Below are 26,411 nucleotides of genomic sequence, written 5' to 3'. Positions count from 1 at the left end.
GGAAACGCCGCGATCCGACACCGGCCTACCATGTTCGGGTGGATTCGGTCATGCTCGACCCCCTCGACCTGCGGCTCCTGCACGCGCTGCATCTGGACGGCCGGGCGCCGTTCGCCAGGATCGCCGAGGTGCTCGACGTCTCCGACCGGACCCTGGCCCGCCGGTACGCGCGGCTGCGCGCCACCGGCACCGCCCGCGTCACCGCGACGGTCAGCACCCGCAGCACCGGTCACGCCGAATGGCTGGTGCGGCTGCGGGTCCGGCCCGGCGCCGCCGACCTGGCCCGCGCGCTGGCGCGCCGCCCGGACACCGCCTGGGTGACCGTCCTGTCGAGCGGTACCGAGATCGTCTGCGTGCTCCGCGCCCTGGCGGGCGGGCCCGCCCCGCTGGCGGAACTGGCCCGCCATCCGCGCATCCTGGACGTGGACGCGCACCGGCTGCTCCGCCACCTGATGGACCATCGCTGGCCCGGCCGCACCTCGGCCCTCACCGCCGGGGAGATCGGCGCGCTGCGGCCGCCGGACCCCGGAGGCTCCGGCCCGATCGCCCTGAACGACCTGGACCGGCGGCTGATCCCGAGCCTGGCAGCCGACGGCCGCGCCCCGTACCCGGATCTGGCCCGGCGCACCGGCTGGTCGGAGTCGGCGGTCCGCCGCCGCGTCGAGGAGCTGCGCCGGTCGGGGACGCTCCGGTTCGACGTCGAGGTCGAACCGGTGGCGCTGGGCTACGCGGCCCAGTGCCTGCTGTGGCTGACCGTCCCTCCGTCCCGGCTGGCCGGCACGGTGCGGGACCTCGCCGGGGACGCCGAGACGGCGTTCATCGGAGCGGTGACCGGCACGCACAACCTGCTGGCCATCGCCGTCTGCCGCAACGACGACGCCCTGTACGCCTACATGAGCCAGCGGCTCGCGGCGCTGGACGGCATCGAACGCGTCGAGACCGCTCTGGTCACCTCCTACAGCAAGCGCGTCGCCCCCGCCCACTGAGGCCGGCGGGGCGTGCGGTCGTGATGCGGCGGCTTCGCTCGCGGGCCCCGAGGGCTCAGCCGGTGGCGCGCCGGTAGGTGGTGATGAGGACGCCGGTGGTGGACGCCGTGGAAGCGGTGAGGACGAGGTCGCGCGGCGCCGTGCCGGTGGCGAACAGCCGCTTGCCGCCGCCCAGGATGAGCGGGAAGACCAGCAGGCGGTACTCGTCGACGAGGTCGTGCTCGACCAGCGTGGGCAGGAGCCCGCCGCTGCCCAGGAGCACGATCTCCCCGTCGGTCCGCTTCTTGAGCGCGGCCACCTCGGCCGGGAGGTCGGCGCCGAGCACGGTGGAGTTCTCCCAGCGCGGGTCGGTGAGCGTGCGGGACGCCACGTACTTGGGCATGGCGTTCATCGCCGCCACCGCCGGATCGCTCCGGTCGGCGTACGGCCAGGTGCCGGCGAAGATCTCGTAGGTCCTGCGGCCCAGCAGCAGCGCTCCGGCCCCGGCGGTGGAGTCGCTCATGAACTTCTCCACCGCGGCGTCGACGTAGGGAGGCACCCATCCGCCGCGGTCGAACCCGCCCTCCGGGTCCTCCTCGGGTGACAGCACCGACTGCATCACGCCGTCGAGGGACACGAAGTTGACCACCACGAGCTCGCCCATCACCGCTCCTTGGGTTCGTTCCTGCCGCCCCGCTACGCGCTCCACGGTAGCGGCCGGACGGCCAGGGACCGATTTCAGTGCGCGGGGTGGGCGGCCGTACGGTCCGGGACGCGGGCTTCGGCCTGGTAGGAGGCCAGCAGGGCGAGTTTGTCGGCGTCGTCGGTGCCGGGCTCGGCGTGGTAGACGACGAGCAGCAGGCCGGTCGTACCGCTGACGGCGAGCTTCTCCCGGTTCAGCGTGATCTCGCCGACCTGGGGATGGGCGAGCGTGACGGCCGCGCCCGCGCGGCGCCTGACGTCGTGGCGTGCCCAGAGCCGGCGGAAGCGGTCGCTGGCGAGTGAGAGCTCGCCGACGAGCTCGATGAACCGGGGGTCGTCGGTGTCGGTGCCGACCGACTCCCGGAACCCGGCGACGAGCGCGGCGGTGGCGAGTTCCCAATCGGGGTAGAGGGCCTGCTCGGCGGGGTCGAGGAACACGTCGCGAAGGCGGTTGCGGCCGGTCGCCAGGCGGGGCGAGAGCACCGTCGCCAGGGGGTTGGCCGCCAGCACGTCGAAGCAGCGGCCTTCGACGAACGCGGGCAGCGCCAGCGAGCCGAGCAGCCCGCCGATGCCGGACGGCACCGTCTCCCTGCGGGGACGGCGGCGTGCCCGGCGCGGCTTCGCGGTTCCGAGGCCGAGCAGGTAGGCGGTGCCGGCGTCGTCGAGCCGGAGCACCCGGGCGAGCGATTCGAGCACCTGGACCGACGGGTTGCGGTCGCGGCCCTGTTCGAGGCGGAGGTAGTAGTCGGCGCTGATGCCGGCGAGCATCGCGACCTCCTCGCGGCGCAGGCCCGGTACGCGGCGGACGCCGTGCTCGGCGAGGCCGGCGCTGCCGGGTGAGATGAGGGCGCGGCGGGCTCGCAGGTATTCGCCCAGCGTGTTGGTGCCGTCCGACATGTCCCCCAGCGTAGGCGGGCCGTCCGGGAACGTGCCTGGTCCCGTCACCCCCAGGATCGCGGGAGCCCTGCCGCGGGGAGGCGCGGCCTTCGACGATGGCGGCGAGCAACGCGCCGTACGAAGGAGAGGAACATGAACATGCTCGCTCTGGTCACCGGGGCCTCGTCGGGCATCGGCCGGGCGTTCACCCGGCGGCTGGCGGGCGACGGCCACGACGTGATCGCCGTGGCCCGCCGCGCGGAGCGCCTGGAGGAGGTCGCCGCCGGGTTCCCCGGCGGCAGGGTGCGGCCGTTCGCCGCCGACCTGGCCACCGGCGAGGGCGTGGACGCGGTCGCGCGGATGTGCGCCGCCGAGCCGCTGGATCTGCTGGTCAACAACGCGGGCGTGGCCCACTACATGCCGCTGGCCGAACTGCCCGAGGCCAAGGCGCGGGAGGTGGTCGGCGTCAAGGTGGCCGCTCCGACGATGCTGGCGCGCGCCGCCGTGCCGGGCATGGTCACCCGCGGCGGCGGCACGATCGTCAATGTGGCAGGGATGCTCGCCTTCGGCGGTCCCGACCCGGCCGCGCAGATGGGCCGCGCGGTGTACACCGGCGCCCTGGCCCACCTGGTCGCGATGTCCCAGACCCTGGCCGCCGAACTGGCCGGGACCGGGGTACGGGTCCAGGCCCTGTGCCCCGGCGTCGTGGCGACCGAGTTCCACGAGCGGCAGGGCATGGACCTCGGCGGGACGCCCCGCATGTCCGCCGAGGACGTGGTCACCGCCTGCCTGCGCGGCCTGGAGCTCGGCGAGGTGGTCTGCGCTCCCGGCGTCGAGGACGAGCGGCTGCTGCGTGCGGTCTTCGACGCCGACCTCGCCGCGTTCGGGGCGCAGAGTCCCCGGCTCGCCACCCGGTACGTCAGCCGGCCGGGTGGCCCGGTTCCAGGTCGGGCAGGGAACGGAAGTTGAGCGGCGCGCTCCCGGTCTCGACCGTCACGTCGACCGGGGCCAGCAGGAAGCCGGTGTGATCGCCGAGTTCGGCCCGTTCCACGATCCGGCCGATCAGGCGGCGGTGGGCGGCGGCGAGCAGGGGCACGCCTTCGGGGCCCGGCCGCCAGGAGCAGCGGCCGAACTTGTCGATCTCGTCGCCGGTCTCCGTCGCGAACAGTGCCGCCAGCTTCAGTTGGTCGCGGTCCCGGCCGAGGACGTGCACGGCCAGCAGGTCCGCCGCCGCGGCGACGCGGTAGGTGTGGTTGAGCCGGGACAGGCACACCAGGAACCGGAACGGTTCGATGCTGGTCTGCGTGGCGAATCCGACCAGGCAGCCCGCGCGCGTCCCCGTCCGGGGGTCGGCGGTGGTCACCACGAACATCGGGTAGTCGAAGCCGCCGACGAACTCATCGCTGTCCATTCCGGCAGCCTAGGGTTCCGCGGTCCCGCTCTCGCGGACGTCGCGAGGTGTGGCTCAGCTCACCCCGCCATCGAATATACGGAACCGTATAAGCGGTCTAGCCTCAGGTTTATACGTAACCGTATATTCGGGGCGGCGGGTGCCGTCCCAGAGCAGGGAAGGGGCCGTGGCCATGAGCGATCCTCGCGCGGGGGCCGTCGGCAGTGCCGTGGGGCCGCACGAGATGCCCGAGTCCGCGCGTGCTCTCAGCACGCTGCCCGCCATCGACTACGCCGACCGGTTCACCCTCGCCGCGGATACGGGCGCGGGCCCGGAGCGGTGGGCGCGGGCGATGTTCGGCGACGTTCCCACCCCCGGCGAGTGGTTCGTCTGGCGCGGGCTCCTCGGGCTGCGGCTCGCCCGGGGGCGGTCGCCGGACACCGTGGCCGGATGGCGCGTCGCCGCGCGGGGCGAGGGCTGGATCCTGCTCGAGGCCGCGTCCTGGTTCCTGTCCGGGAACCTCCTCGTCCAGGCGGCGGACGGGCAGGTGTCGCTGAGCACCTTCCTGCACTACGACCGGCGCCTCGGCCGGGTCGTGTGGCCGCCGCTGTCGGCCGTCCACCGCCGGCTGGTCCCCGGGATACTCCGCGGCGCGGCGGCGAAGACCGGCGCCGTTCACGGAGGCGGCGGGGCGCCGAATACCCGCGCGTAGATGGCCATGGCCCGTGCGGTGGGGGACGGGGCCCCGGGGACGAGGCGGTACGTCGGGGCGCCGGTGTCGTCGTGCTCGGTGCGCAGGAACAGGGTGCCGGCGGGCGGGTCGTCGTGCAGGCGGCGGGCCAGGTCGTAGAGATGCGTCACGAAGATCGTCCTGGTGCCGAGGTCGCCGAGGGCGCGGAGGATCTCGGCGGCGATCTCGGCGCCCTCGCGCTCGCTCGTGGAGGAGAACGACTCGTTGCACAGGACGAGCGAACCCGGACGGATCCGGTCGACGACGGCGCTCATCCTGGCCAGCTCCTCGTCCAGCTTGCCGCTGGTCATCGAGCGGTCCTCCGCGCGCTTGAAGTGCGTGAAGACGCCGTCGGCGACCGAGGCCGCGAACTCGCGCGCGGGGACGAACATCCCGCACTGCATCATGAGCTGGGCCGTCCCGGCGCCGCGCAGGAACGTCGACTTGCCGCCGCGGTTGGCGCCGGTGATCACGATGAGTCCGGTGCCGGCGGCGGCGACGTCGCAGGCGGTGGCGCGCCCCTGCCGCAGGGCGAGGCCGGGATCGTACAGCTCGCGGGCGGCGAGGGTACGGTCGCCGGCAGGCCGGGGTTCGGGGAGGCAGACCGGCAGGCCGAGGCCGGTGAGGGTCTCGGCGAGGTTGAGGCAGCCGACGTAGAAGCCGAGCTCGTCGCGCAGGGCGCGCAGGAAGCCGCGGACGTGGTCGGCCGACTCGGCGGTCGCGCGGGCGACGTCCGCGAGGACGAGGTCGCGGAACGCGGGCAGCGCGCGCCAGTTCTCCTCGTGCTCGGACGGGACGGTGTGGGTCAGCCCGGTCCTGCGGAAGCGGCGCGGGGCGCGGCCCTTGCCGGGAGGGGCGTACAGGCGCAGGTCGGTGCTCTTGTTCCCCGGGCCGAGACGCGCGGCGGCGATGATGCCGTGGTCGAACCGGAGGTCCCCGAGGAGCGCCTCCGCGGTGCGGAGGTAGTCCTCGTCCACCTCGGCGCGGAGCGAGCCGAACAGTTCGGCGAAGCCCGCGGAGCGGAACGCGGGGGCGCGCTCGGCCGCGAGGTCGCGCAGGTCCCGGAGCGATTCGCAGGCCAGTTCGAGCGTCCGGACCGAGCGGTTCAGGAGGGCCTCGGGACGGCCGCCCCGGAAGATCTTCTGTTCGGCGTCGACGGCCTCGGCGGCGAGCCGGTGGAGGGCGCGCACCGTTCCCGGGTTCCGCAGGCAGTCGCTGAGCACCCGCTGGCGGTGCTCGATGGCGGCCGGGTCGGTGAGGGGCGCGAGCGTCGCCGCGCGGGCCAGGGCGTACAGGCGTTCGTCGCCGCGGGCCATGGCCGTCCACAGGTGGTGGAGCCGCAGGTCCTCGGCCAGGTCATCGGCCAGGTCCTCGGCCAGATCGGCGCCGGTTCGCGCCGGGTCGCCGGCGGCCCCCAGCAGCCGCGGCCTCACCGGCGCGCCCGGTCGATGATCTGGGCGTACGTCAGGCCGTGCCGCTCCGCGATCGCGCGGGCGTGGGCGCGGCCGTCGGCGGGGCGGCGCACGATCCGGTACGTGCGCTCCTCGCCGGCCACGGTGGCGACCATGCTCACCGCCTTGGGGCTCAGCAGGGAGAGTTCGTCGATGAAGCCGACCCACATGCAGGGCGCGTCCAGGCGCGTGATCTCCGCGAGGACCGTCTCGCCCAGCGTCCAGGCGTCGCCGGCGGTGGTGGAGGTGAAGATCTCGTTCAGCACGATGACGCTGTCGGGGGTCGCGCGGTCGAGCAGCGCCCGCATCCGGAGGAGCTCCTCCTCCAGCTTGGAGGCCAGGTCGTCGGGCCCCTCCGCCCGCTCGTAATGGGTGAGGATCCGGTCCGGGAGGAAGATCCGCACCTCGCGGCCGGGGACGGGGCAGCCGAGGGCGGCGAGGTGGTGGAGCTGCCCGAACGTGCGCGACAGCGTCGTCTTGCCGCCCTGGTTGGGGCCGGAGACGACGAGGACGCGCTCGTCTCCTTCAAGGACGATGTCGTTGGTCACGACGCCCACGCCGCCCAGCTTGGCGGCCAGCGCGAGGTCGTACACGTCGCGGGCGGCCATGGTCCGGTCGGTGGCGGAGACCGCCGGGAGGCAGACCGGCAGCCCGGCCTCGCGCAGCGGTGCCAGGTACGCCAGGTAGCCGAGGTAGAACCGCAGCTCGTGCTCGGCGCGCAGCAGGCCGTCCGCCACGAAGCCGCCGTTGCTCTCGCAGAACGCGGCGACGTCCCGGAACACGCGGGGGTGCAGTTCGGCGACGAAGTCCAGGACGGCGGCCTCGACGTCGTCCAGGCCGAGTTCGGGCGGGGCGTCGTCGCGCGGCGCGGGCGCGGGGTCCTGGCGGAAGCGCTCGAACGTCGCCAGGACCCGTTCGGCGAAGTCGGGGCGGGCGTCCGGGTCGGGCGGCGCGACGGTGATCTGGTCGCCGCGCAGGAACAGGTCGTACCGGACGTCGCCGAGGCGGTCGCGCAGCCAGGCCGCCCGCTCGCGGAACCCGGTGAACGCCGCGGAACGGGTGTGGGCGGTCACGTCGTCGCGCAGGGCCAGCAGGCCGGGGGCGGTCAGCGGGACGGACCCCAGCTCCTCCGCGAACGCGATCACCGCGGCCGTGTGGTCGAGCGCGATCTCCAGGAACCAGCGGTGCGCCTGCGGCGGGTGCTTCCGGCGCTCCAGGGCCGCCAGCCGCCGCCGGGTGCGTTCCATGGCGGCCGTGAACCGGACGGCGGCCTCGCGGACGGCCGGGTCCTCCAGGTCGTGGAAGATCCGCTGGCGGAAGGCGACGAGGTCCGGGTCGCGCAGCGGCCGGTGGTAGTGGGCGGCGAGGTCCGGCACGCCGCCCGCCCGCGCCGCCTCCCGGACGACCTGGTCGAGGTTCAGGTCCCGGAAATGGCCGGGTTCGGCGGTGCCGGCGGGCCCGGCGGGCGGTCCGGCCGCCCCGTACAGGATGCTGCGAATGGCCACCGCCCCACCTCCCGACCGGGTGCCGGACCGGACGTTCGAGTCACGCGGATTCGACTCACGTGGATTCGACTCACGTGGATTCGACTCGCGCGGAAGTGTTCAACGTACACACGAACGCGGCCGCGCGTCAGCCGGTGAAGGCCAGGTCCAGGGCGACGGCGGCGGTCCACGACTGGGGGCGGGCGCCCAGGGCCTCGCCGGTGAACGGGTGGTAGTACTCGGCGAAGAGGCCGTCCGAGAGCTGGTCCAGGGCGGAGGCGCGCAGGACGGCGGCGGCCTCGGGCTCGCCGGAGCGCTCCAGGCCCCAGATCAGCAGCCAGGTCATGGGCGGCCACTGGGGGCCGCGCCAGTAGCGGGCCGGGTCGAACGCCGGGGACGACGGGCTGGTGCTGGGCGGCAGGGCGGTGGCCAGGGCGGGGTGGCCGCACCAGTCGGGGGAGAAGAGGGTGTCGACGAGGCGCCGGCGCCGGGCGGGCTCCAGGCCGCCGCTGAGGAGCGGGGCGAAGCCGGCGACGGTCCGGGTGCGGAGCGTGCGGCCGGTGCGGAGGTCGATGTCGGCGGCGAAGCCGTCGTCGTCGGTGGTGGCGGCGACGCCGCGGCGGAAGCGGTCGGCGTGGGCGATCAGCTCGTCCACGCCGGGGAGGGCCAGCTCGTCGGCGACGGTGGCGAGCTCCTCGGCGGCGGCGGCGAAGATGGCGCTGGACAGGACGTCCGCGACGCGGAAGCTGAGGGACTCGCGGGCGCGCGCGTCGTCGTAGCGGGCCTCCCGCAGCTCCTCGATCAGCCACTGGTAGCGGCTGTAGTCGAGGTCGGTGGGGCGCTGGGCGGCGCCGCCGCCGAGGGCGTCCAGGGCGTGCACGTCGGCCCGCCGGAACGGGGTGAACGCGGCGGGCGGGACGACGGCCGCGTACGGGGCGTCCCAGCGCGGCGAGTTGTCCAGCCCGCTCTCCCAGCCGTGGTAGATCGTCAGCAGGCCGCGGCGGTCGGGGTCGCGGCGGTCGGCGAGGTAGCGGTGCCAGGCCAGCAGGGCGGGCCACAGCGCGCGGATGCGGTCGGTGGCGGCGCGGCGCTCGGTCGGGGCGGCGCGGAGGGCGGCGTCCAGGATGCGGCGGATCGCGGCGCCGTGCACGGGCGGCTGCATGAGGCCGCTGGTGGCGGGGCCCTCGGGGGCGTCGGCGCAGACGTCGCGGCAGGCCCAGCGGGCGGGGCCGGGCTCGTACGAGCCCTCGCCGTCCGAGCCGTCGGAGAAGACGATGTGCGGGACCATCCCGGTGCGCCACTGGGCGGCGAGGAGGGTCTCCATCTCGGTCAGCGCGCGGGCGGGGGAGAGGCGGGCGAGGCCGATGGCGATGAACGCTGCGTCCCAGCTCCACATGTGGGGGTAGAGGCCGGGTGCGGCGACGGTGTGGGGGCCGCGGTCGTTGCCGCGCAGGGCGTACGCCGCGCGGGCGGCGGTCTCCATGTCCGTGAGCGCGCCGCGCCGCCGGGGGGCCGGCCCGGTCTGCGCGGGCCGGATGCGGGCTCCGGCCCAGGGGGTTGCGGTCACGGTGCTCCACTTCGTCCGCTGAATCGGACACTTTGTCCGCGACGCAGGACATAGTCTCCCGGGCACGGAAGCGGGCGCAAGGCCCGGGCCCGTAACCCGCACGTAACACTCATGCAACATACCCGCCAAGTCAGGGTGCCTGACAGGGGGTGAAGGCGCCTGACATGGGCAAAGGCGGGTGAGGGCACTCTTACCCGCGGGCGATGCGGGCATCGACCGCCTCGGCGGCCAGCACCCGGTCCACCACCATCGAGGCCGCGCCGATCACCCCGGCGCGCTCGCCCAGCCGCCCCGCCACGATCCGGAGGTCGCGCGCCGAGGGGTACCGGGCGTCCCGGTAGACGACCTCCCGGATGCCCGCCAGGAGGTGCTCGCCGGTACGGGCCAGCCCGCCGGAGACCACCAGCACCCCGGGATCGGTCACGCTGACGAGCGTCGCGAGCACCTCGCCGAGGACCCGCCCGGCCTCGCGGACGCGCCGTACGGCCGCCGGGTCGCCCGCCTCGACCAGCCGGACGACGCCGGCCGTGTCCGCGGTGCCCAGCGCCCGGGCCAGCGCGGCGCCGCCGGCGACGGCGGCCAGGCAGCCGTACGCCCCGCAGGCGCAGGCGGCGTCGCCGTGCCCGCACAGCCGGACGTGCCCGATCTCCCCGGCCGCGCCGCCCGCGCCGTGCAGGATCCGGCCGTCCTCCACGATCCCGGCGCCGATCCCCGTCCCGGCCTTGACCAGGACGAGGGTGGTGCAGCCGGCGGCGCCGTACTCGCCGAGGGCCATCATGTTGGCGTCGTTGTCGGCCAGGACGGGGCCGGGGAACTCGGCGGACAGGGTGGCGACGACGTCGTGGTCCCGCCAGGAGGCGACGGCGGAGGTGGGGATCACCCGGCCGGTGCGCCGGTCGACCGGGCAGGGCAGGCCGATGCCGACGCCGCAGACCTCGGTCGGGGAACGGCCGGCCGCCGCGAGCAGGTCGCGGAAGCGGGCGGCGGTCCGGGCGAGCGTGGGCGCGGCGCCGTCGGCCACGTCCAGCGGCCCGGCGGACTCGGCGAGGGTGCGGCCCGCGAGGTCGACGACGGCCGCCCGCCCGTGGGTCGCGCCCAGGTGCGCGGCCAGCACGACGGCGGAGCCCTCGTCGATCCGCAGCAGGCTGGGCCGCCGCCCGCCGGTCGAGACGTCCACGCCGCCCTCGCGCAGGTACCCGGCGTGCACCAGCTGCTCGACCCGCTGCGCGACGGTCGAGCGGGACAGCCCGGTGATCTCCATCAGATCGCGCCGGGTCCGCGCCCGCCCCTGCCGGACCAGCTGCAGCAGCCGCCCGGCCGAGGGCGCGCTCACCTGCGGCATGCCGCCCTCCTCTGGATCGTCCGGGTCGCCCGGCGCGGCGCTACGGCCGCGCCTCCCGGTCCAATGATCTCGCGTCCGCCGGGGAGGGCGGCAGCCGGCGGGCGGCGACGCCGGCGCGGCCGAGGCGGACCGCGATCGCGGCCAGGACGCCGCCCGCCCCGGCACCGGCGGCCAGCAGCCCGGCGGCGCTGGGATGCGGCGGACAGGCCGCAGCCCGCCGTGAAGATCGCGGATGAATCCGGCACTGCGGATCATTCCCCACTGCAACCGTCCGATCGCCGCCGGGGTTCAGGAGTCGAGATCGATCAAGGATCAACCTCCTAGAGAACGGGTCGTGCACATGGATCTGCAGCTGACCGGCAAGGTCGCCGTCGTCACCGGGGCGTCCAAGGGGATCGGGCTGGCCGTCGTCCGCACCCTCCTGGACGAGGGCGCCCGCGTCGTGGCCGCGTCCCGGACGGCCGGGCCGGGCCTGGACGCGCTCGCCGGGCCGGACCTCGTCCACGTCCCCGCGGACCTGATGGACCCGGACGCCCCCGCCCGCGTCGTCGAGCGGGCCGTGGCGGAGTTCGGCGGCCTGGACGTCCTGGTCAACAACGCCGGCGGCCCGCCGCCCGGCGTGACCCTGCCGCGGTTCGGGTTCCTGAACGCGACCGACGACGACTGGCGGGAGATGTTCGAGTTCAACCTGTTCGCGCTGGTACGGGCCACCCGTGCCGCCGTCCCGCACCTGATCGAGCGGGGCGGCGGCGCGATCGTGAACGTGTCGTCCGGCAACGCCCGCCGCCCGGCGCCGATGAACCACGACTACAACGCGGCGAAGGCGGGCGTGAACAACCTGACCAAGGCCCTGTCGGAGGAGTTCGGGCCGCAGGGGGTCCGGGTGAACACGATCTCGGCCGGCCCGGTCCGTACCGACTGGTGGACGAAGGACGGCGGCGCGGCCGACGTCATCGGCGCCCAGGCGGGCGCGGACCGGCAGGCCGTGATCGAGAAGGTGGCGCCGGAGATGATGGCGCTCACCACCGGCCGGCTGGTGGAGCCGCAGGAGATCGCCGACGCGGTCGTCCTGCTGGCCTCGCCGCGCTCCGGCAGCACCACGGGCGCCGACTTCGTCGTCGACGCCGGGTTCCTGAAGGAGCTGTGACGGCGCCCGCGCCCGCCGCCGGGTCAGGGGCGGCGGGCGCGGTTCCGTACGTCAGGGGATTCCGAGGTGGTCGGCCAGCCGGTCCAGGTGGAGGTCGTCGTCGCCGAAGGACGCGGCGGCGGCCATCGCGTGCCGGGAGAACAGGTGCAGGTCGTGCTCCCAGGTGAAGCCGATCGCGCCGTGCACCTGGTGGCCGAGCGCGCAGACCCGCTCGTACGCCTCGCTCACCCACGCCTTGGCCGCCGCGACCTCCGCCGCCGCGTCCCGCCCGGCCGCCAGCCGCCAGATCGCCTCGTACGCCGCGAACCGGGAGCCCAGCACGGCGATCGCCATGTCGGCGCAGTGGTGCTGGACGGCCTGGAACGCCCCGATCGGCCGCCCGAACTGCTCCCGCCCCGACGCGTACTCGATCGTCAGGTCCAGCACCCGCTGCGCCCCGCCGACCATCTCGGCGCACGTCGCCGCCGCCCCGTACGCCGAGATCGCGTCCACGGCCGATCGGTCCTCGCCCAAGGCGCGGTCGCGCGGCACGGTGACGGAGTCGAACGCGACGGTGCACGGGCGGTCGAGCCCGACCGTCCCGGCCGGCCGGAGCGTGATGCCGGGAGCGCGGGCGTCGGTCAGGAACGCCCGCGGCTCGCCGTCCAGCTCCGCCACGACCAGCAGCGTCTCGGCGCTGCCGGCGAACGGCACGAACCCCGCCGTCCCGTCGATCACGAAGCCGTCCGGCGCGGCCGCGGCCACCGGCCCCTCGCCGGGACGGTCCCACGGGACGGGCGTGTAGCTCATGATCTGCCCCCGGGCGGCGGCGCCGAGCCACCGCGACCGCTGCTCCTCCGTCCCGTGCCGGGCGATCGGGAGCGCGCAGCAGGCGACGGTCGCCAGCAGCGGGCTCGGGACGAGCGCGTACCCGAGCTGCTCGAACAGCAGGCACACGTCCACGAAGTCGCCGCCGACGCCGCCGTGCTCCTCGGGGAGCGCGAGCCCGGTCCAGCCGAGCTCCACCATCTCCTTCCACAGCGCGGCCGAGTGCCCGGCCGGGTCGTCCGCCATCGCCCGCGCGCCCGCGCTCGCGGTCCGGGAGGCCAGCAGCTCGCGGGCGGTCTCGGTGACGAGCCGCTGGTCCTCGGTCGGCGTCAGGTCCATGGCGCCGGGATCTTGTCCGACCGCACCCACACGCCCGGCCGCTCCTCCCAGAAGAGCTGCACCAGGATGCCGCCGGTGTGCTTGGGGTGGACGAACGTGTGCCGCCAGGCCGCGCCGTCGGTCGTGCCCTCCTCGTCGTCGAACGTGGGGACGCCGTGGTGCGCGCAGGCGGCCATCGCGCGGTCCCAGTCGGCGACCTCGAACGTGACGTGGTGCGCGGCGGCGCCGTTGCGGTTCCAGAACCGCTCGATGAACGAGTCCTCCCCGCGCGGCATGATGATCTCCCAGCAGATCGCCGAGCCGGGGATGTTCAGCACCAGGTCCGCCATGTCGGGATGCTCCTCCATGGGCGTCCGCCAGATCGGGACGAACCCGGCCAGGTCGGCGTACCAGCGGGCCAGCTCGTCCCGGTCCGGGAACGCCTGGCAGATGTGGTCGAGCGCGACGATCCCCAGTGAAGGGGCGCTCTCGTCCGGTGTGGCGGCCGGGACGGCCTCGTCGTCGCCGCACATCCCGAGCGCGCCCGGCCCGCGCAGCCGGAACAGCACGCCGGGACCGTGCTCGGGCGGCGACAGCGACGCCTCCAGCCAGCGGCCCCGGACCCCGCCGGTCGGCTTGATCCCGCGCGTCTCCAGGTCGGCGCGGACCGCGTCCACGTCCGGCACCTCGGCGCCCACGTGGTGCAGCCCGGCGCGGCCGCCGTGGTCGTCCAGCCACGCCTGGAGCGCCGAGCCCTCGCCCGCCGGCTCCAGCACCTCCCAGGCCTGCCCCCAGCTGCCCGGCACCTCCAGCCGGACGCCGCGGCAGCCCTCGTCCGGGCAGTCCCAGCTCCGCACCCGCCGGAAGCCGAACAGCCCCTCCAGCAGCGCCACCTGCGCGTCCAGGTCGGGTGTCACCTGGGCGACGTGATCGATCCGGTAGATCAGCACAGCGTTCTCCTCAGGTTCCGGGGCTCAGCTCGGGTGCGGCTCGATCCAGTCGTAGCCGTACGTGACCAGCTCCTTGACCAGGCGCAGGTTGTAGCGGTTCATCGCCGCGATCCGCTCGGCCAGCTCGCCGACCCGCTTGTCGAACTCCTCGGCCGGGTACACGTCGTTCACCAGCCCGAGCCGCATGGCCCGCTCGGCGTCGATCCGGGCGCCGGTGAACAGCAGCTCCTTGGCCAGCGCCTTGCCGATCCGCTGCGGCAGCCGCTTCACCCCGCCCCAGCCGGGGGCGGAGCCGCCGAACTCGGGCTGGTCGGGGTCGCCGTCCTCGGTCATCTTGGGCCGGTACGGGGGCCGCGCCGACAGCGTGATCTCGACCAGGCCGAGCTTGGCGTCGTCGGCGGCCACGATGAAGTCGGCCGCCAGCGCCAGCTCCAGCCCGCCGCCGACCGCGTACCCGTGCACGGCCGCGATCACCGGGACCGACAGCCGCTCCATCATCGCGAACGTCTTCTCGCCGAGCCGCCCCTGCTCGATCCGCTCCTTCTTGGTGAGCTGTTCCGACCAGCCGAGGTCCATGCCCGCGCAGAACGCCCGCTCGCCGGCGCCGCGCAGCACCACCACGCAGACGTCCTCGTCGTCGTCGATCGCGGTGAAGATGCTCCGCAGCTCGGCCATCGTCGTCGGGGTGAGCGCGTTCAGCTTGGCCGGGCGGTTCAGCGTCAGCCAGGCGACGCGTTCCTCGATGTGCAGGTCCACGGTCTCGTAGGAAGGGTGGCCGGAGGAATGGTCCGTCATGCGGGCTCCTTAGCTTCGGGGCAGGTGCAGGCCGCGGGTGGCGATGACGTTGCGCTGGATCTCGGACGCGCCGCCGAGGAAGGTGGCGGCGACCGCGTCCCTGGTCATGTGGGTGAACGCGGCGTTCAGGGGGGCGCCGTCGCGCGCCCACAGCGTCCCGGCCCGGCCGAACGCCTTCGCGCCCGTGCGGGCCAGCCGCTGGTGCAGCTCGGCGCCGAACAGCTGGTTGACGGACGCCTCGTAGCCGGGCTCGGTGCCCTCGGGGCCCGCGGCCTGGACCGAGACGGTGTACCGGGCCAGGTTGTAGAGGACGCGGATCTCGGCGTACCGGCGGGCGATCTCGCGGCGGTACGAGGCGCCGCGGTCGGCCCGCACGAGCCCGCGCCCCTCCGCCGACCGCAGATAGCCGACCAGGTCGAGCAGGGCCTGCTCGTACTTGATGGTGGCGCCGATGCCGGCCCGCTCGAACCCGAGCGCGCTCATCGCCACGTACCAGCCCCGGTTCTCGTCGCCGACGCGGCACGCCACCGGCACCCGCACGCCCTCGAAGAACACCTCGCAGAACGGCGCGGCGCCGCGCAGATCGGTGATCGGCCGTACGGTCACGCCCGGCAGCGACGTGTCGACCAGCAGGAACGTGATGCCGCGGTGCCTGGGCTCGGCGTCGGGATCGGTGCGGACGAGCACGAACAGCCAGTCCGCGTACTGCCCGAGCGACGTCCACACCTTCTGCCCGTCGACCACGTACGCGTCGCCGTCCCGGACGGCGCGGGTGCGCAGCGACGCGAGGTCGGACCCGGCGCCCGGCTCCGAGAAGCCCTGCGCCCACGTCGTCTCGCCGCGCGCGATGCGCGGCAGGTGCGCGGCCTTCTGCTCGTCCGTGCCGTGGACGAGCAGGGTCGGGCCGAGCAGGAACGCGCCGATGCCGTTCACCGTCGGGACGCGGGCCCGCATCAGCTCCTCGTGCAGGATGAACTCCTCCAGCGCCGACAGGCCGGCGCCGCCGTACTCGCGCGGCCAGTGCGGCGCGATCCAGCCGCGCTCGGCGAGCGCCGCCGCCCACGCGCGCGCCCCCTCCCGGCGCTCCGCGTCGTCGCTGACGCGGTCGGCCGGCCAGTTGTAGCCGCGGACGTCCTCGGGCTCCAGGCTCTGCTCGCCGTCCGGGTCGGGCCGGTACGACGCGGGGAAGCGGTCGCGGACGAACGCGCGGACCTCGTCCCGGAACGCCGCCTCTTCCGGGGTGTCGTCCCAGTTCACGCCGTGCCCTCCCGTTCCCAGGTGAGGGGCGGCTCGGGTTCGGGTCCGGGCGCCGCGGCCTCCCGGTCCCAGGTGCCGGGGGTGAGGCCGTTCTCGCCCTCGGCGCGCAGCCGGTACTTGGCGACCTTGTCGGTGGGGGTGCGGGGGAGCGCCTCGACGAACTCGACGTAGCGCGGCACCATCGAGCGCGGCAGCCGCTCCTCGCAGAACGCGACCAGCTCCTCGGGATCCAGCCCGGTGCCCGGCCGCACGACGACGCTGACCTTGATGTCCTCGTCCTCCAGTTCGGACGGGACGCCGATGGCCGCCGACTCCAGCACCGAGGGATGCATGTTGATCTCGCACTCCAGGTCGAACGCCGAGATGTTCTCGCCGCGGCGCCGGATGGCGTCCTTCATACGGTCGAGGAAGTAGAAGTAGCCGTCGTCGTCCTGCCATACCCGATCTCCGGTGTGAAACCACATGTTCCGGAAGCAGCGGGTCGTGGCCTCCCAATCTCCGTAATAGCCCGTCGTCAGGACGAACGGCTGCTTCGGCCGCAGCACCAGCTCGCCCGGCTCCCCGGGCGGCACCTCGCGGTCGTGCTCGTCCACGACGGCCACATGGAAGCGCTCCTCGTGCGCCGTGCCGCACGAGCCCGTACGCCACTCGCCGTACGGGCTGCCGGTCGCGATGCCCGCCTCGGTGCTGGTGTACGTCTCCACCGACCGCACGCCGAAGCGCTCGCGCAGCGGCTCGTCCAGGCTCGACTTGCCCATGTAGAACGTCTGCATCGGGTGGTCGCGGTCGCGCGGCGAGGGCGGCTGGTTGAGCAGGATCGGGATCATCGAGAAGACGCTCATCGTCACCTGCGCGTCGAAGCGGCGCACGTCGTCCCAGAACCGGGACGCGCTGAACCGCTCGACGATCGCGATCGACCCGCCGCCCAGCAGCGCCGACAGCATCCCGTCCCACAGCGCCGCCGCGTGGAACAGCGGCAGCGGGCAGTAGATCGTCTTGCCCCACCGGTCGAGGAAGTCCAGCGAGTCGTACGCGCACGCCAGCGCGAGCGCATGCGGCACCATCGCGCCCTTGGACGGGCCCGTCGTCCCGGAGGTGTACATGATCGCCTGGAGGTCGGCGAAGCCCACGTCCGCCTCGACGGGGTCGGCGCCGTGCGCCATCAGCGCGGACATGTCGAGGGCGGGCCGGCCGAGCGCGCCCATCGGCACGCCGGCCGCCGCGCCGTCGCGGACGACGACGAGCCCGAGGTCGGGGAGCCGGTCCGCGATGGCGGGGATCCGCTCGGCGTACGGGCCGTCCACGACGAGGAAGCGCGACTTGGAGCTGGACAGCACGTGCCGCAGCAGCTCGCTCTTGTACGCGATGTTGATCGGCACGGCCACGGCGCCCAGCCGGGCCAGCGCGAACACCAGGTGTACGAGGTCGGCGCAGTTGGGGAGCATCACGCCGACGTGGTCGCCGCGGCCGACGCCGAGCGCGGCCAGCCCGCGCGCCATCCGGTCGGCCGTCGCGTCCACTTCGCCGTAGGTGACCTCGCCGTCCCGGAACTTGAGGAAGGGGTCCGTCCGGTGTGCTCGGGCCTGGGACCGGAGGACGTCCCCGATGACCAGGCTTTCCAGTGCTCGTTCGCCGACCCGTGTCTGTTCTCCCACCCGAGGCATCGAACCTCCGCTGCCGCGCTGGGCGGCCGCTACAAACTGGACATTGACCTAAATATCCGAACATGAAAGAAGAAAAGCGGCAATAGTGATAAAAGGGATTAAAAGGGTTACCTAAGGGTTGCATGGGGCTCCCGCGCACTCGCGTGATCAGGGACCGCCCCCGGGACGGGTCTCAGGGTTCTCCCGTACGCCGGAACGCCGCCTCCGGGCCGCCGCCGTACACCCGGCGGCGCACGGCAAGTGCCCTCCTCCGGTGGACGCCGCGGACCGGACCGCCTCCGCATGCTCGGTGCACCGGACGCGAGAAGCACGAAGAGGAGATCCTGAGATGGCCACCCCGACGCTCACCCGCCCCGACATCCCCGTCACCCCGAGCCCCGGCGTTCCCGCCCACCGCCCCGAGGCCCCGGCCGGCCCGCCCAAACTCGACCGCGACGCGCTGCGCCGCGCGTGGAACGAGACGCTGGACGCGCCGCGGATGAAATACAGCCTGCTCGCCAAGATGATGTTCGTGCCGGTCGACCTGGTCTACGGCCGGAAGGGCTCGTACACCAAGTTCGCCATGCTGGAGATCATCGCCCGCGTCCCGTACCAGGCCTGGGAGCGCACCGGCTACTGGGCGCTGCACCGCCACCACGGCCGCTCCGCGCTGGCCCGCCGCGTCTTCGACCGCATCGTCGAGGCCCGCGCCGACCAGGACAACGAGCAGTGGCACCTGCTGATCATGCAGGACCTGGTGCAGCGGACCGGCGCGAAGCAGAGCCGGGTGCTGCACAAGGCGCTGCCCTGGCTGATCGCGTTCTTCTACTACCACGTCTCGTGGCTGCTGTTCGTGCTCAGGCCAGAGTGGAGCTACCGGCTGAACGCCGAGTTCGAGGACCACGCCGAGCACGAGTACATGACCTTCGTCGCCGAGCACCCCGAGCTGGAGGACGAGCCCGACCCCGGCACCTACGCCGCCGAGTACGGCCGCTACGCCTCGGTCGCCGACCTGCTCCGCCAGATCGGCCACGACGAGCGCATGCACAAGCAGGACAGCCTCGTCCACATCAGGGCGCCGCGCTTCCACCAGGCGCCGTGACCCACGAGAAGAGCCCCAGAGTGCGCGGTCGCACACTCTGGGGCTCTGCCGTCGCGGGTATGGATCACCCCTCTTCGCGGCCTGGGACGGCGATGTCGGGGATGTGGTCAGGGTCGCTGGAGCCCGGCGGTGATTCCGGCTTCGGGCGGTCCGGTGCGGGACCCTGGTGAGGACCCGGGGGAGCCTCGTTCTGCGGTGAGATCGCCGGCGAATTCGGTGCGGGGGAATCGTTCCCGGAATTCGCGGTCTTCGGTGCCGGTGGAGCCTGTTCGGCGGCCGGCGGGTGCTGCTGGTCCTGCCTGTTCATCTCTTCGAGCCGCTCGGCGAGCCGCGGGATCGAATCGGGCCACTTCTTCACTGCCGGGGCGCCTGGCCGTACCGCCCCGGCGAACTGTCTTTTCCGATGACCCGAAAGCTTGTTGATCCGCACTCGCGAACCGCTGTTGGGCGCGTGGATGAACCGGTTCTTCGAGACGTACATCCCGACATGGGCGCGGCCGCGGAAGAAGATCAGGTCGCCCGGCCGCATCGAACTCCAGCCCACCTTGCGGCGGACGTTGCTGTACTGCGAGTAGGTCACCCGCGGGATCTTGACGCCGGCCCGCCGCCACGCCTTCTGCACCAGCCCGGAGCAGTCGTAGGCGTACGGCCCGGTGGCCCCCCAGCGGTACGGCTTGCCGATCTGCGCGCGGGCGAAGCGGAGCGCGGTTCTGGCCCGTTCCCGCTGCCTGGCGATCTTGCTCTGGTACCGGTTGTAGGCGCGCACCTGCTTCATCGAGGCGGGGTCGATCCGGAGCCGCCGCGCCGAGGAATCCTTCGGCCGCGGCTCCCCGGCCTCCGGAGCCTGCGGTGCCGGCTCGGCCGCGGCCGCCTCGGCGGCCGATGGAATCGTCACTAACATTGTCGCGGCGAGCAGGCACCCCGCCGCCTGCGGTGCCATTCGTCCGGTCCGCCTCATGCGGCCCGGTGCGTACGCATCCCGCTTCTGATGCTGGATGCCCATAGCAAACCCCTCCGATGTCGACGAGTGATCGTTTCGTTTGCCGAGAAAACGACTACCCGCCCGCATCGCCGCGCTATTCGGGAAACCCGCAGACTTTAGGTGATCATGGCGGGGCCGTGGAATCGCCATGCGCGCCGATTGACCGTCGCGCCGCTAGGAGTCCGAACAAGAGCGTCATTGCCCGCGAAATGGGCAGAGTTCGCATCATCCATGAAACGGGGCCCGGCGGTGGCTCCGCCGGACCCCTCTGGTGAAAGGCTTTTCGCCTGATTTGTCAGACGCCGCCGCAGATGAGCGCCCGGAACGTGATCTTCCCGACCCATCCGTCGGCGCCGATCCCGACCTTCTTCTGGAACGCGACCACGGCGTTCTTCGTGCCGGTGCCGTACACCCCGTCGAGCACGAGCTCGTTGCCGTACTCGTTCAGGGCCCGCTGGACCGCCTTGGTCTTCAGCGCGGGAGCCTTGCCCGGGCCGATCTCGCCGAAGTCGAGGCGCAGGTGCTCCCACGTCTCCGGGCCGACCTTCTTGCGCTCGGCGAGGTCCTTGTCCTTCTGGTACGCGGTGACGGCCTTCGCCATCGCGGCGTCATAGACGTTGTTCGGCGTGCCGGTGCCCACGTCCATGTAGCCGTACTGGTCCAGCAGGAACTTGACCGGGATCACCTCCCACCGCGCCGCGCCCTCGGTCAGCACCGGCCAGTCCAGCGCCTCGACCTTGGCCTTCACGCCCGGCGGCGTGTCCGGCCCGTCCGCGGCGGCGACGCCGGCCCCCGCGACACCGGCCATGACCAGCAGGGCCAGTGCGGCGACCGCTCCGGCGGCGATTCGGATCATCCTCATCGTGAGACCCCCTATCTCACTCGGTTTGTTCCGTGCCTTATCTGATGGGGCGGGCGTCCCAAATGTTCGCGGCCGTCCGGGGGCGACCACCGCCTCAGGTGAGCTCCAGCCCGCCGTCCACGGTCAGGACCTGGCCGGTCAGCCAGGTCGAGCCGGGGTCGGCCAGCCGCACGATCCACGCCGCGACCTCCCCGGGCTCGCCGCGGCGCCCGAGGGGGACGCGCGCCTCCTCGTCCCGCTTGATCGCGTCGAGGGCCTCCGGCGACAGCCCGGCCGCGGCCAGCGCCTCGCTCTCGGTCGGGCCGGGCGCCAGCGCGTTCACCCGCACCCCTTCGGGGGCCAGTTCCAGGGCCCAGCTGCGGGTGAGCTGCTCCAGCGCCGCCTTCGACGCGGCGTAGTGCGCCCCGCCCGGCAGCGGCCGGTGCCCGTACGTGCTGGAGACGTTCACGATCGAGCCCTCCGCCTCCCGCAGGTACGGCAGCGCCGCACGCGAGAGCAGGCTCGGCGCGGTCACGTTCAGCGTGAGCAGGTCCGCGATGCCGGCGGCGGTGGTCTCGGCCAGCGGCATGACGCGGGTCGCGCCGGCGTTGTTGACCAGCACGTCCACGCGCCCCCAGCGCCGCACCGCCTCCCCGACGATCTCGTCGGGGACGCCCTCGGCCGTGATGTCGGCGGAACGGACGGCGATCCCCTGATGCAGTCCCGCGGTGGCGTCGAGCGGCTCCTTGCGGCGGCCGACGCCCAGCACGCGCGCCTCCGCCTCCGCGAACGCCACCGCGGCGGCACGCCCGATCCCCGACCCGGCCCCGGTGACGATGACGACCTTGCCCCGCAGCGATCCGGCGGTCATCCCGCGCCTCCCTAATGTTCGATGTTCGTAGAACATCGAACAAAGTACCATGGGCTCATGAAGCAGGCGCGGCATCCGGAACCGGAGGAGATGACCCTCATCGGAGTGATGGGAGCGCTCGGCGACCCGATCCGGGTCGGACTGCTCCGCGTCCTGTCCGACGGCCGCGAACGCGGCTGGGGCGAGCTGCGCGCCCCCGTCGCCAAGTCGACGCTGAGCCACCACCTGCGCGTGCTGCGCGACGCGGGCATCACCCGCACCCGCCAGGAGGGCACCCGCTGCTACGTCGAGCTCCGCCGCAGCGAACTCGACGCCCGCTTCCCCGGCCTGCTCGACGCCGTACTGAACGCCGCCGCCGCCGAGGACGTCGGCGACCAGGTCGGCCTGACCGCCTGACCTCGCCCTCCCCAACGCGCCCCGACGTGATCACGGCAGGGGCGGCCGACGGTTCGCGGGGCTTCGCTCGGGTACGGGGCGGTCCAGGGAGGGGAGGGACGGCGAATGGTGAGGATCGGGTCCCGCGAGGCGGGGACGTCCCAGAACTGGCAGCGGATCCTGTGGATCGGGCTGACGCTGTGGGCGGCCACGGTCGTGGTCACGCTGCTCACCGCCAACACCAACCTGGTCCCGACCGTCATCCTGCTCGGCAGCTTCCTGGTGCCGGTCACGTTCGTGGTGTGGGCATACGAGCACGGCAGGTCCCCGCAGGTCACCGTGCCGATGCTGTTCAGGGCGTTCGTCGTCGGCGGCGTCCTCGGGGTGCTCGGCGCGGCGCTGCTGGAGGCGTACCTGCTGCGGCCCTCGCTCTGGATGTACGTGGGCGTCGGGCTGATCGAGGAGGCCGCCAAGCTCGCCGCGCTCCTGGTCGTGGCCAGGAACCTGCACCCGCGCACGATGCGGGACGGCCTCGTCCTCGGCGCGACGGTCGGGTTCGGGTTCGCGGCGTTCGAGAGCTCCGGGTACGCGTTCAACGCGATGCTCACCGTCGAGGGACTCAGCCTCGGCGCGCTGGTCGAGACGGAGGTGCTGCGCGGCCTGCTCGCCCCGGTCGGGCACGGCCTGTGGACGGCGATCCTCGGCGGCGTCGCGTTCGCCGCCTCGGACCGGCGCTGGCGCGTCACCCCACCGCTGGTCGGCGCCTACCTCGGCGTCTCCCTCCTGCACGCGCTGTGGGACTCGATGCACGGCATCGCCATCGCGCTGACGCTCTTCCTGACCGGCAGCCCGTGGCAGACGCGCCTGCTGACGCACGGCCACATGCCCGAGGCGACGACCGCGCAGGGGCACCTGATCACGGCGCTGGACTGGGGCGGCCTCGTCCTGATCTCCCTGGTCGCCCTGGTGTGGCTGTGGACACTGGCCGCCGGGTCAGCTGGCCCGCGTGTGGTAGATGGTGTCGATCGGCGTGACCTGGAGCCGGGGTGACGCCTGCTCGAACTGGCCCGTCCGCTCCGGCACGGACGTGATCAGCGGCGCCCGGTCCCGCCCGTACAGGAAGGCCCCGAGCCCGGTCAGCAGCCGGTGGACGTCCTGCGGCGGCCGTACGACCAGCCGCAGGAACCGGCTCGAACTGCCGAGCTTGTTGCCGCACTCGCGGACGAAGACCCCGTGCTCGGACAGCAGGTAGTCGCGCAGCTGCACGCCGTCCCGGTCGTTCGGCAGCTTGATCAGGATGAAGTTGCCCTGCGACGGGAACACCTTCAGCCCCGGCAGCGACGACAGCTGCTGCAGCATCGACCGCCGGTCGAGCGCCAGCCGGGCGAGGCTCGCCTGGTACTCCGCCCGGTGCTCCTTCAGCAGGAACACCACGATCTCGGCGAACGAGTTCAGGTTCCACTTCGGCAGCGCCTTGCGGACCATGCCGGCCAGCGCCGGGTTCGCCACCAGGTACCCGAACCGGATGCCGTGCAGCCCGAAGTTCTTGCCGAGGCTCTTCAGCACGATCACGTTCGGCCGGATCGACGCCTCCTCCGCCACGCTCGTCACCTGCTCGGCGTCCACGAAGTCGATGAACGACTCGTCGACCACCACCAGGTCCAGGTCGACGAGCCGGTCCATCATCCGGACGACCTCCTGGCGCGGCACGTACCCGCCGTCCGGGTTGTTCGGGTTGCAGATGACCGCGACCCGCGACCGGCGCTCCCGGACGAACCCGATGAACGCCTCCGGGTCGAACGCGAAGTCGCGGCTCTCCGGCAGCGGGAACATGTCGACCCGCTTGCCCGTCTCCAGCGGCTGGTCCGTCCAGCGCCCGAACGTCGGGATCGGCGTGGCGAGGCTCTCCCGTACCAGCAGGTGGTCGATCCACGTGATGAGCTCGGTGGACCCGTTCCCCATCGCGACGGTCTGCGGGTTGAGCCCCAGCGTCGTGCACAGCTCCGCGGTGATCGTGTCCGCACCGCTCGGGTAGTACTTGAGGATCGTCTCCATCGTCTCCCGGAGCCGCCCGAACATCTCCGGTGTCGGGAAGTACGGGTTGCACGGGATGCAGAAGTCGATGAGGTCGGCCTGGCGGCCCCCATCGGCGCGGGCGAGTGCGAAGTACGACGGGCTGTGCGCGTTCTGCCGCAGCAGCGCGTCGATGGATCCGGCCACCTCGACCTCCTGGGAATGGGCACCGCCGGGATATACGAACCCGCGCCCGCCCCGGTTCAGCGCCCCCAGATCACATCCGCCTCATATTGTATGGATTCCATATGAGTTGATATGGTTCCCATATGATCCTTGTGACCGGAGCAACCGGTACCGTCGGCCGCCCCCTGCTCGATCTCCTCCTGGACGGCGGCGCCGAGGTACGCGCCGTGACGCGCGACCCGGCGTCCGCGAACCTGCCCGCCGCCGTGCACACCATCGAAGGCGACCCCGCCCGGCCCGACACGATCGCCCACGCCCTCGACGGCGTCACCGCCCTCTTCCTCAACCCGCGCGCCGTCGGCCAGGGCGCCGACCCGGGCCCTGTCACCGCGGCCGCCACCCGCCTGCTGGGCCTGGCCCGCGAGCGCCGCGTCCGGCGCGTGGTCGCCCTCTCCGCGCTCAACGTCGACCACGACCCCGCCGACCAGCCCTCCCGCCTCCGCGGCGAGTACAACAAGGAGGTCGAGGCCGCCGCCGCGGCGTCCGGCCTGGAATGGACCGCCCTGCGCTCGGGCTACTTCGCGACCAACACCATCGGCACGTGGGCGGCCCAGATCGCCGCCGGCGACACCGTCCGCGGCCCGTACGCGCACGCGTCCTGGGCACCCCTCCACGAACGCGACCTGGCCGCCGTCGCCGCCCGCGCGCTCCTCACCGGCGACCTGGCCGGACGGCGCCCAGTCCTCACCGGCCCGCGCGCCCTGACCCAGCCGCGCATGGTCGAACTCATCGGCGCGGCGATCGGCCGCCCGCTGCGTTTCGAGGAGGCCCCGCCCGAGGCGGCCCGGGAAGGCATGGTGCGCTCCGGCATGCCCGCCGCGCTCGCCGACGGCTTCCTGCGCCTCCAGGAACGCTCCTACCTCCAGCACGACCTGGTCAGCGGCGAGGTCGAGAAGATCCTCGGCCGTCCCGGCATCCCCTTCGACCAGTGGGCCGCCGAACACGCCACCGACTTCCGCACAGACGCGCCCTGACCCACCCGGGGATCGGCATCCCGGCCGGCGGGTCACCCGGGAACGGTGGCCAGCTCCGCCCAGACGATCTTTCCCCCGCTCGCCAGCGGCCGCGTCCCCCACCGCGTGACCATTCGCGTCACGAGAAGGAGCCCGCGCCCCGACTCGTCGAGTTCCCCGGCATCCCGCACGACCGGCGGATCGTCCGACAGGTCCCACGCCTCCACGACGGGCCGCCCGTCCCGCAGGTAGGCCCGTACGACGATGACGCCGTCCTCCATGGACCCGTGCTTGATCGCATTGGTGGCCAGTTCGCAGATGACCGTACGGGCGACGTAACTTTCCAGCCCCCACGCCCCGAGCACCATCCCGACGAAGTCCCGCGCCTCTTTGATCGCCTCCGGTACGGCCTTCAACACGATCGTCGGCGGCTCACCCATAACGCCTCCCGATTTCTTGTGACTTACCGCGCAGCATCCATGACACGGAGTAACCTTGTCGCGGTACCGAGCAGGCCACGGAAAATTCGCGATCATGAATTGCGAGGCCCGATGACGAACGAACCCCCCGACCCGAGATCGTCAATGTGGGCGTGGATCGCCTACGCGCTGCGCTGGAACCGCGTAGAGCGCGGCGAGACGGGCGACACCCTCGCCAAGACCCTCAACTGCGCTCGGTCCACGATTTCCAGACTGGAGACCGGAGAGGCGAAGCTCGCCGACGGCCAGGCCGCAAAGATCGACAAGCTCTGGCGAACGGGCGGCTTCTTCACCATCGCCCTCTGGTACGCCCGCCTCGGCCACGACCCGAACTGGATGAAGAGCTTCGGCGAATTCGAACGGCGTGCGACCGCCGTCTACACCTACTCCGGCCAACTCGTTCCCGCCCTGCTCCAAACCCCTGACTACGCTCGAGCCGTCCTTATGGCAGGTCGCCCTAAAGACTTGGAGGGCACGCTCGCGAAGAGGATGGGCCGCCAGGCTCTACTGGAGCGGCCCGATCCCCCTGAACTGTCGGTCCTGCTCTCGGAGAGCGTTCTGGATCTTCCGATCGGTGGCCCGGCCGTAATGCGGGCGCAACTCCAGCACCTGCTCGACATGTCCGAGCGTTTCGGCATCGTCGTACGCGTGGTGCCACGAGAAGCAGGCGCGCACGAGGGGCTCGACGGCCCCTTCAAGATCTTCAGGGTTCGCGAGGGGGACGTCGGGTTCGTGGAGGCCCCGACCGGGGGACGACTCGTTCCAGAAGCGGACGAGGTGCGTGAACTGCATGCGAGGTTTGAACGTATCGGGCATGTGGCCTTGCCCGTACAATCTTCTCGAAAGCTGATCAGGTCGCTGATGGAGGGCATGGTATGACGAGTCCCGTGTGGAGGAAGTCGACCCGTTCTACAGAAGGCACATCCGAGCAGTGCGTGGAGATCGCGCAGCTTGCCGATGGTATCGGCGTACGAGACAGCAAGAACCCGGACGGCCCCAACCTTCTCCTGAGCCACGATGCGTTCCGGGCGTTCGCGGCGACCCTGAAGAAGTGATCAACCCGCATAGGTAGTTCGTCCAGGCATTGAACGCGCGGGCTCCCGCGCGTTCAACCCGCATGTCCTG

Annotated in this window: 27 protein-coding genes; 10 read left to right on the top strand and 17 right to left on the bottom strand. The window is 72.9% G+C overall.

All coding sequences use genetic code 11. The features are described from left to right. Nucleotides 1-38: 38 nt before the first annotated feature. On the top strand, nt 39-986 hold the full coding sequence (locus tag AB0881_RS17145) for an AsnC family transcriptional regulator (RefSeq protein WP_366617876.1): 948 nt from the start codon (nt 39-41) through the stop codon (nt 984-986). 55 nt (nt 987-1,041) lie between these two features. Here AB0881_RS17145 and AB0881_RS17140 read toward each other — a convergent pair whose 3' ends face one another. Beyond that, nucleotides 1,042-1,629, bottom strand: a complete 588-nt coding sequence (locus AB0881_RS17140; protein ID WP_366617875.1) for a dihydrofolate reductase family protein — start codon at nt 1,627-1,629, stop codon at nt 1,042-1,044. 74 nt (nt 1,630-1,703) lie between these two features. Next, nucleotides 1,704-2,564 carry a helix-turn-helix transcriptional regulator gene (locus AB0881_RS17135; protein ID WP_366617874.1) on the bottom strand — a complete coding sequence of 287 codons (861 nt, stop codon included), beginning with the start codon at nt 2,562-2,564 and terminating at the stop codon, nt 1,704-1,706. Between the two features lie 132 nt (nt 2,565-2,696). Here AB0881_RS17135 and AB0881_RS17130 point away from each other — a divergent pair, with 132 nt between their 5' ends. Continuing rightward, nucleotides 2,697-3,512, top strand: a complete 816-nt coding sequence (locus AB0881_RS17130) for an SDR family NAD(P)-dependent oxidoreductase (RefSeq protein ID WP_366617873.1) — start codon at nt 2,697-2,699, stop codon at nt 3,510-3,512. On the opposite strand, the gene AB0881_RS17125 is transcribed toward AB0881_RS17130, so the two are convergent. Then, nucleotides 3,463-3,954 (bottom strand): flavin reductase family protein, encoded by a 492-nt coding sequence (locus AB0881_RS17125; RefSeq protein WP_366617872.1) that lies wholly within the window; start codon nt 3,952-3,954, stop codon nt 3,463-3,465. The genes AB0881_RS17130 and AB0881_RS17125 overlap by 50 nt on opposite strands. Nucleotides 3,955-4,126: 172 nt before the next feature. On the opposite strand from AB0881_RS17125, the gene AB0881_RS17120 reads away from it, so the two are divergent. After that, the gene (locus tag AB0881_RS17120) at nt 4,127-4,645 is read left to right on the top strand and encodes a hypothetical protein (protein ID WP_366617871.1); all 519 of its coding nucleotides are present in this window, start codon (nt 4,127-4,129) and stop codon (nt 4,643-4,645) included. Here the strand turns inward: AB0881_RS17120 and AB0881_RS17115 are convergent. The 4 genes from AB0881_RS17115 to AB0881_RS17100 form a co-directional block, all read right to left on the bottom strand. Beyond that, complete coding sequence (locus tag AB0881_RS17115) at nt 4,609-6,096, bottom strand: hypothetical protein (RefSeq protein WP_366617870.1); 1,488 nt, start codon at nt 6,094-6,096, stop codon at nt 4,609-4,611. The two genes, AB0881_RS17120 and AB0881_RS17115, sit on opposite strands and share 37 nt — an antisense overlap. Next, the gene (locus AB0881_RS17110) at nt 6,093-7,619 is read right to left on the bottom strand and encodes a hypothetical protein (RefSeq protein ID WP_366617869.1); all 1,527 of its coding nucleotides are present in this window, start codon (nt 7,617-7,619) and stop codon (nt 6,093-6,095) included. The genes AB0881_RS17115 and AB0881_RS17110 overlap by 4 nt, the downstream gene beginning before the upstream one ends. 127 nt (nt 7,620-7,746) lie before the next feature. Beyond that, nucleotides 7,747-9,165, bottom strand: a complete 1,419-nt coding sequence (locus tag AB0881_RS17105; protein ID WP_366617868.1) for a glycogen debranching protein — start codon at nt 9,163-9,165, stop codon at nt 7,747-7,749. A 190-nt stretch (nt 9,166-9,355) separates the two neighbouring features. Next, entirely contained in the window at nt 9,356-10,507 is a 1,152-nt protein-coding gene (locus AB0881_RS17100) for an ROK family transcriptional regulator (RefSeq protein ID WP_366617867.1), read from the bottom strand. 340 nt (nt 10,508-10,847) lie between these two features. Here AB0881_RS17100 and AB0881_RS17095 point away from each other — a divergent pair, with 340 nt between their 5' ends. After that, nucleotides 10,848-11,654 (top strand): SDR family oxidoreductase, encoded by an 807-nt coding sequence (locus AB0881_RS17095; protein ID WP_366617866.1) that lies wholly within the window; start codon nt 10,848-10,850, stop codon nt 11,652-11,654. Nucleotides 11,655-11,705: 51 nt separating this feature from the next. Here AB0881_RS17095 and AB0881_RS17090 read toward each other — a convergent pair whose 3' ends face one another. From AB0881_RS17090 to AB0881_RS17070, 5 genes are read right to left on the bottom strand one after another with little or no spacing between them, the layout of a single operon-like run. Then, complete coding sequence (locus tag AB0881_RS17090; protein WP_366617865.1) at nt 11,706-12,800, bottom strand: acyl-CoA dehydrogenase family protein; 1,095 nt, start codon at nt 12,798-12,800, stop codon at nt 11,706-11,708. Then, entirely contained in the window at nt 12,791-13,729 is a 939-nt protein-coding gene (locus tag AB0881_RS17085; protein WP_366617864.1) for a VOC family protein, read from the bottom strand. The genes AB0881_RS17090 and AB0881_RS17085 overlap by 10 nt, the downstream gene beginning before the upstream one ends. 24 nt (nt 13,730-13,753) lie before the next feature. Continuing rightward, nucleotides 13,754-14,524 (bottom strand): enoyl-CoA hydratase/isomerase family protein, encoded by a 771-nt coding sequence (locus AB0881_RS17080; protein WP_366617863.1) that lies wholly within the window; start codon nt 14,522-14,524, stop codon nt 13,754-13,756. Nucleotides 14,525-14,533: 9 nt separating this feature from the next. Continuing rightward, entirely contained in the window at nt 14,534-15,781 is a 1,248-nt protein-coding gene (locus AB0881_RS17075; RefSeq protein WP_366617862.1) for an acyl-CoA dehydrogenase family protein, read from the bottom strand. Continuing rightward, nucleotides 15,778-17,436 (bottom strand): AMP-binding protein, encoded by a 1,659-nt coding sequence (locus AB0881_RS17070; protein ID WP_366617861.1) that lies wholly within the window; start codon nt 17,434-17,436, stop codon nt 15,778-15,780. The genes AB0881_RS17075 and AB0881_RS17070 overlap by 4 nt, the downstream gene beginning before the upstream one ends. A 337-nt stretch (nt 17,437-17,773) precedes the next feature. On the opposite strand from AB0881_RS17070, the gene AB0881_RS17065 reads away from it, so the two are divergent. Further along, nucleotides 17,774-18,526: an alternative oxidase gene (locus AB0881_RS17065; RefSeq protein ID WP_366617860.1), complete on the top strand. Its 753-nt coding sequence runs from the start codon at nt 17,774-17,776 to the stop codon at nt 18,524-18,526. A 64-nt stretch (nt 18,527-18,590) separates the two neighbouring features. Here AB0881_RS17065 and AB0881_RS17060 read toward each other — a convergent pair whose 3' ends face one another. The 3 genes from AB0881_RS17060 to AB0881_RS17050 all read right to left on the bottom strand — a co-directional run bounded on the left by AB0881_RS17060 (nt 18,591) and on the right by AB0881_RS17050 (nt 21,220). Continuing rightward, nucleotides 18,591-19,595, bottom strand: a complete 1,005-nt coding sequence (locus AB0881_RS17060; RefSeq protein WP_366617859.1) for an NlpC/P60 family protein — start codon at nt 19,593-19,595, stop codon at nt 18,591-18,593. Between the two features lie 208 nt (nt 19,596-19,803). Beyond that, on the bottom strand, nt 19,804-20,370 hold the full coding sequence (locus AB0881_RS17055; RefSeq protein ID WP_366617858.1) for a peptidoglycan-binding domain-containing protein: 567 nt from the start codon (nt 20,368-20,370) through the stop codon (nt 19,804-19,806). A gap of 94 nt (nt 20,371-20,464) precedes the next feature. Continuing rightward, on the bottom strand, nt 20,465-21,220 hold the full coding sequence (locus tag AB0881_RS17050; protein WP_366617857.1) for an SDR family oxidoreductase: 756 nt from the start codon (nt 21,218-21,220) through the stop codon (nt 20,465-20,467). Between the two features lie 57 nt (nt 21,221-21,277). On the opposite strand from AB0881_RS17050, the gene AB0881_RS17045 reads away from it, so the two are divergent. Both AB0881_RS17045 and AB0881_RS17040 read left to right on the top strand, forming a co-directional pair. Further along, complete coding sequence (locus tag AB0881_RS17045; protein ID WP_366617856.1) at nt 21,278-21,616, top strand: helix-turn-helix domain-containing protein; 339 nt, start codon at nt 21,278-21,280, stop codon at nt 21,614-21,616. Between the two features lie 105 nt (nt 21,617-21,721). Continuing rightward, complete coding sequence (locus tag AB0881_RS17040) at nt 21,722-22,645, top strand: PrsW family glutamic-type intramembrane protease (RefSeq protein WP_366617855.1); 924 nt, start codon at nt 21,722-21,724, stop codon at nt 22,643-22,645. On the opposite strand, the gene AB0881_RS17035 is transcribed toward AB0881_RS17040, so the two are convergent. Next, nucleotides 22,589-23,815 (bottom strand): histidinol-phosphate transaminase, encoded by a 1,227-nt coding sequence (locus AB0881_RS17035; protein ID WP_366617854.1) that lies wholly within the window; start codon nt 23,813-23,815, stop codon nt 22,589-22,591. The genes AB0881_RS17040 and AB0881_RS17035 overlap by 57 nt on opposite strands. A 122-nt stretch (nt 23,816-23,937) precedes the next feature. On the opposite strand from AB0881_RS17035, the gene AB0881_RS17030 reads away from it, so the two are divergent. Continuing rightward, nucleotides 23,938-24,828 (top strand): NAD(P)H-binding protein, encoded by an 891-nt coding sequence (locus AB0881_RS17030; protein ID WP_366617853.1) that lies wholly within the window; start codon nt 23,938-23,940, stop codon nt 24,826-24,828. A gap of 32 nt (nt 24,829-24,860) precedes the next feature. Here the strand turns inward: AB0881_RS17030 and AB0881_RS17025 are convergent, their stop codons facing one another. Next, a complete protein-coding gene (locus AB0881_RS17025; RefSeq protein ID WP_366617852.1) occupies nt 24,861-25,247 on the bottom strand; it encodes an ATP-binding protein in 387 nt (128 codons plus the stop codon). 111 nt (nt 25,248-25,358) lie between these two features. On the opposite strand from AB0881_RS17025, the gene AB0881_RS17020 reads away from it, so the two are divergent. After that, nucleotides 25,359-26,165: a helix-turn-helix transcriptional regulator gene (locus AB0881_RS17020; protein ID WP_366617851.1), complete on the top strand. Its 807-nt coding sequence runs from the start codon at nt 25,359-25,361 to the stop codon at nt 26,163-26,165. Further along, entirely contained in the window at nt 26,162-26,341 is a 180-nt protein-coding gene (locus AB0881_RS17015) for a DUF397 domain-containing protein (protein ID WP_366617850.1), read from the top strand. The genes AB0881_RS17020 and AB0881_RS17015 overlap by 4 nt, the downstream gene beginning before the upstream one ends. Nucleotides 26,342-26,411 lie beyond the last annotated feature (70 nt).

It is taken from the genome of Spirillospora sp. NPDC029432 (genome assembly GCF_040703975.1).
Taxonomy (GTDB): Bacteria; Actinomycetota; Actinomycetes; order Streptosporangiales; family Streptosporangiaceae; genus Spirillospora.
The sequence above is the reverse complement of the archived record's forward strand: the minus strand, read 5'-3'. Positions and strand labels throughout refer to the sequence as shown.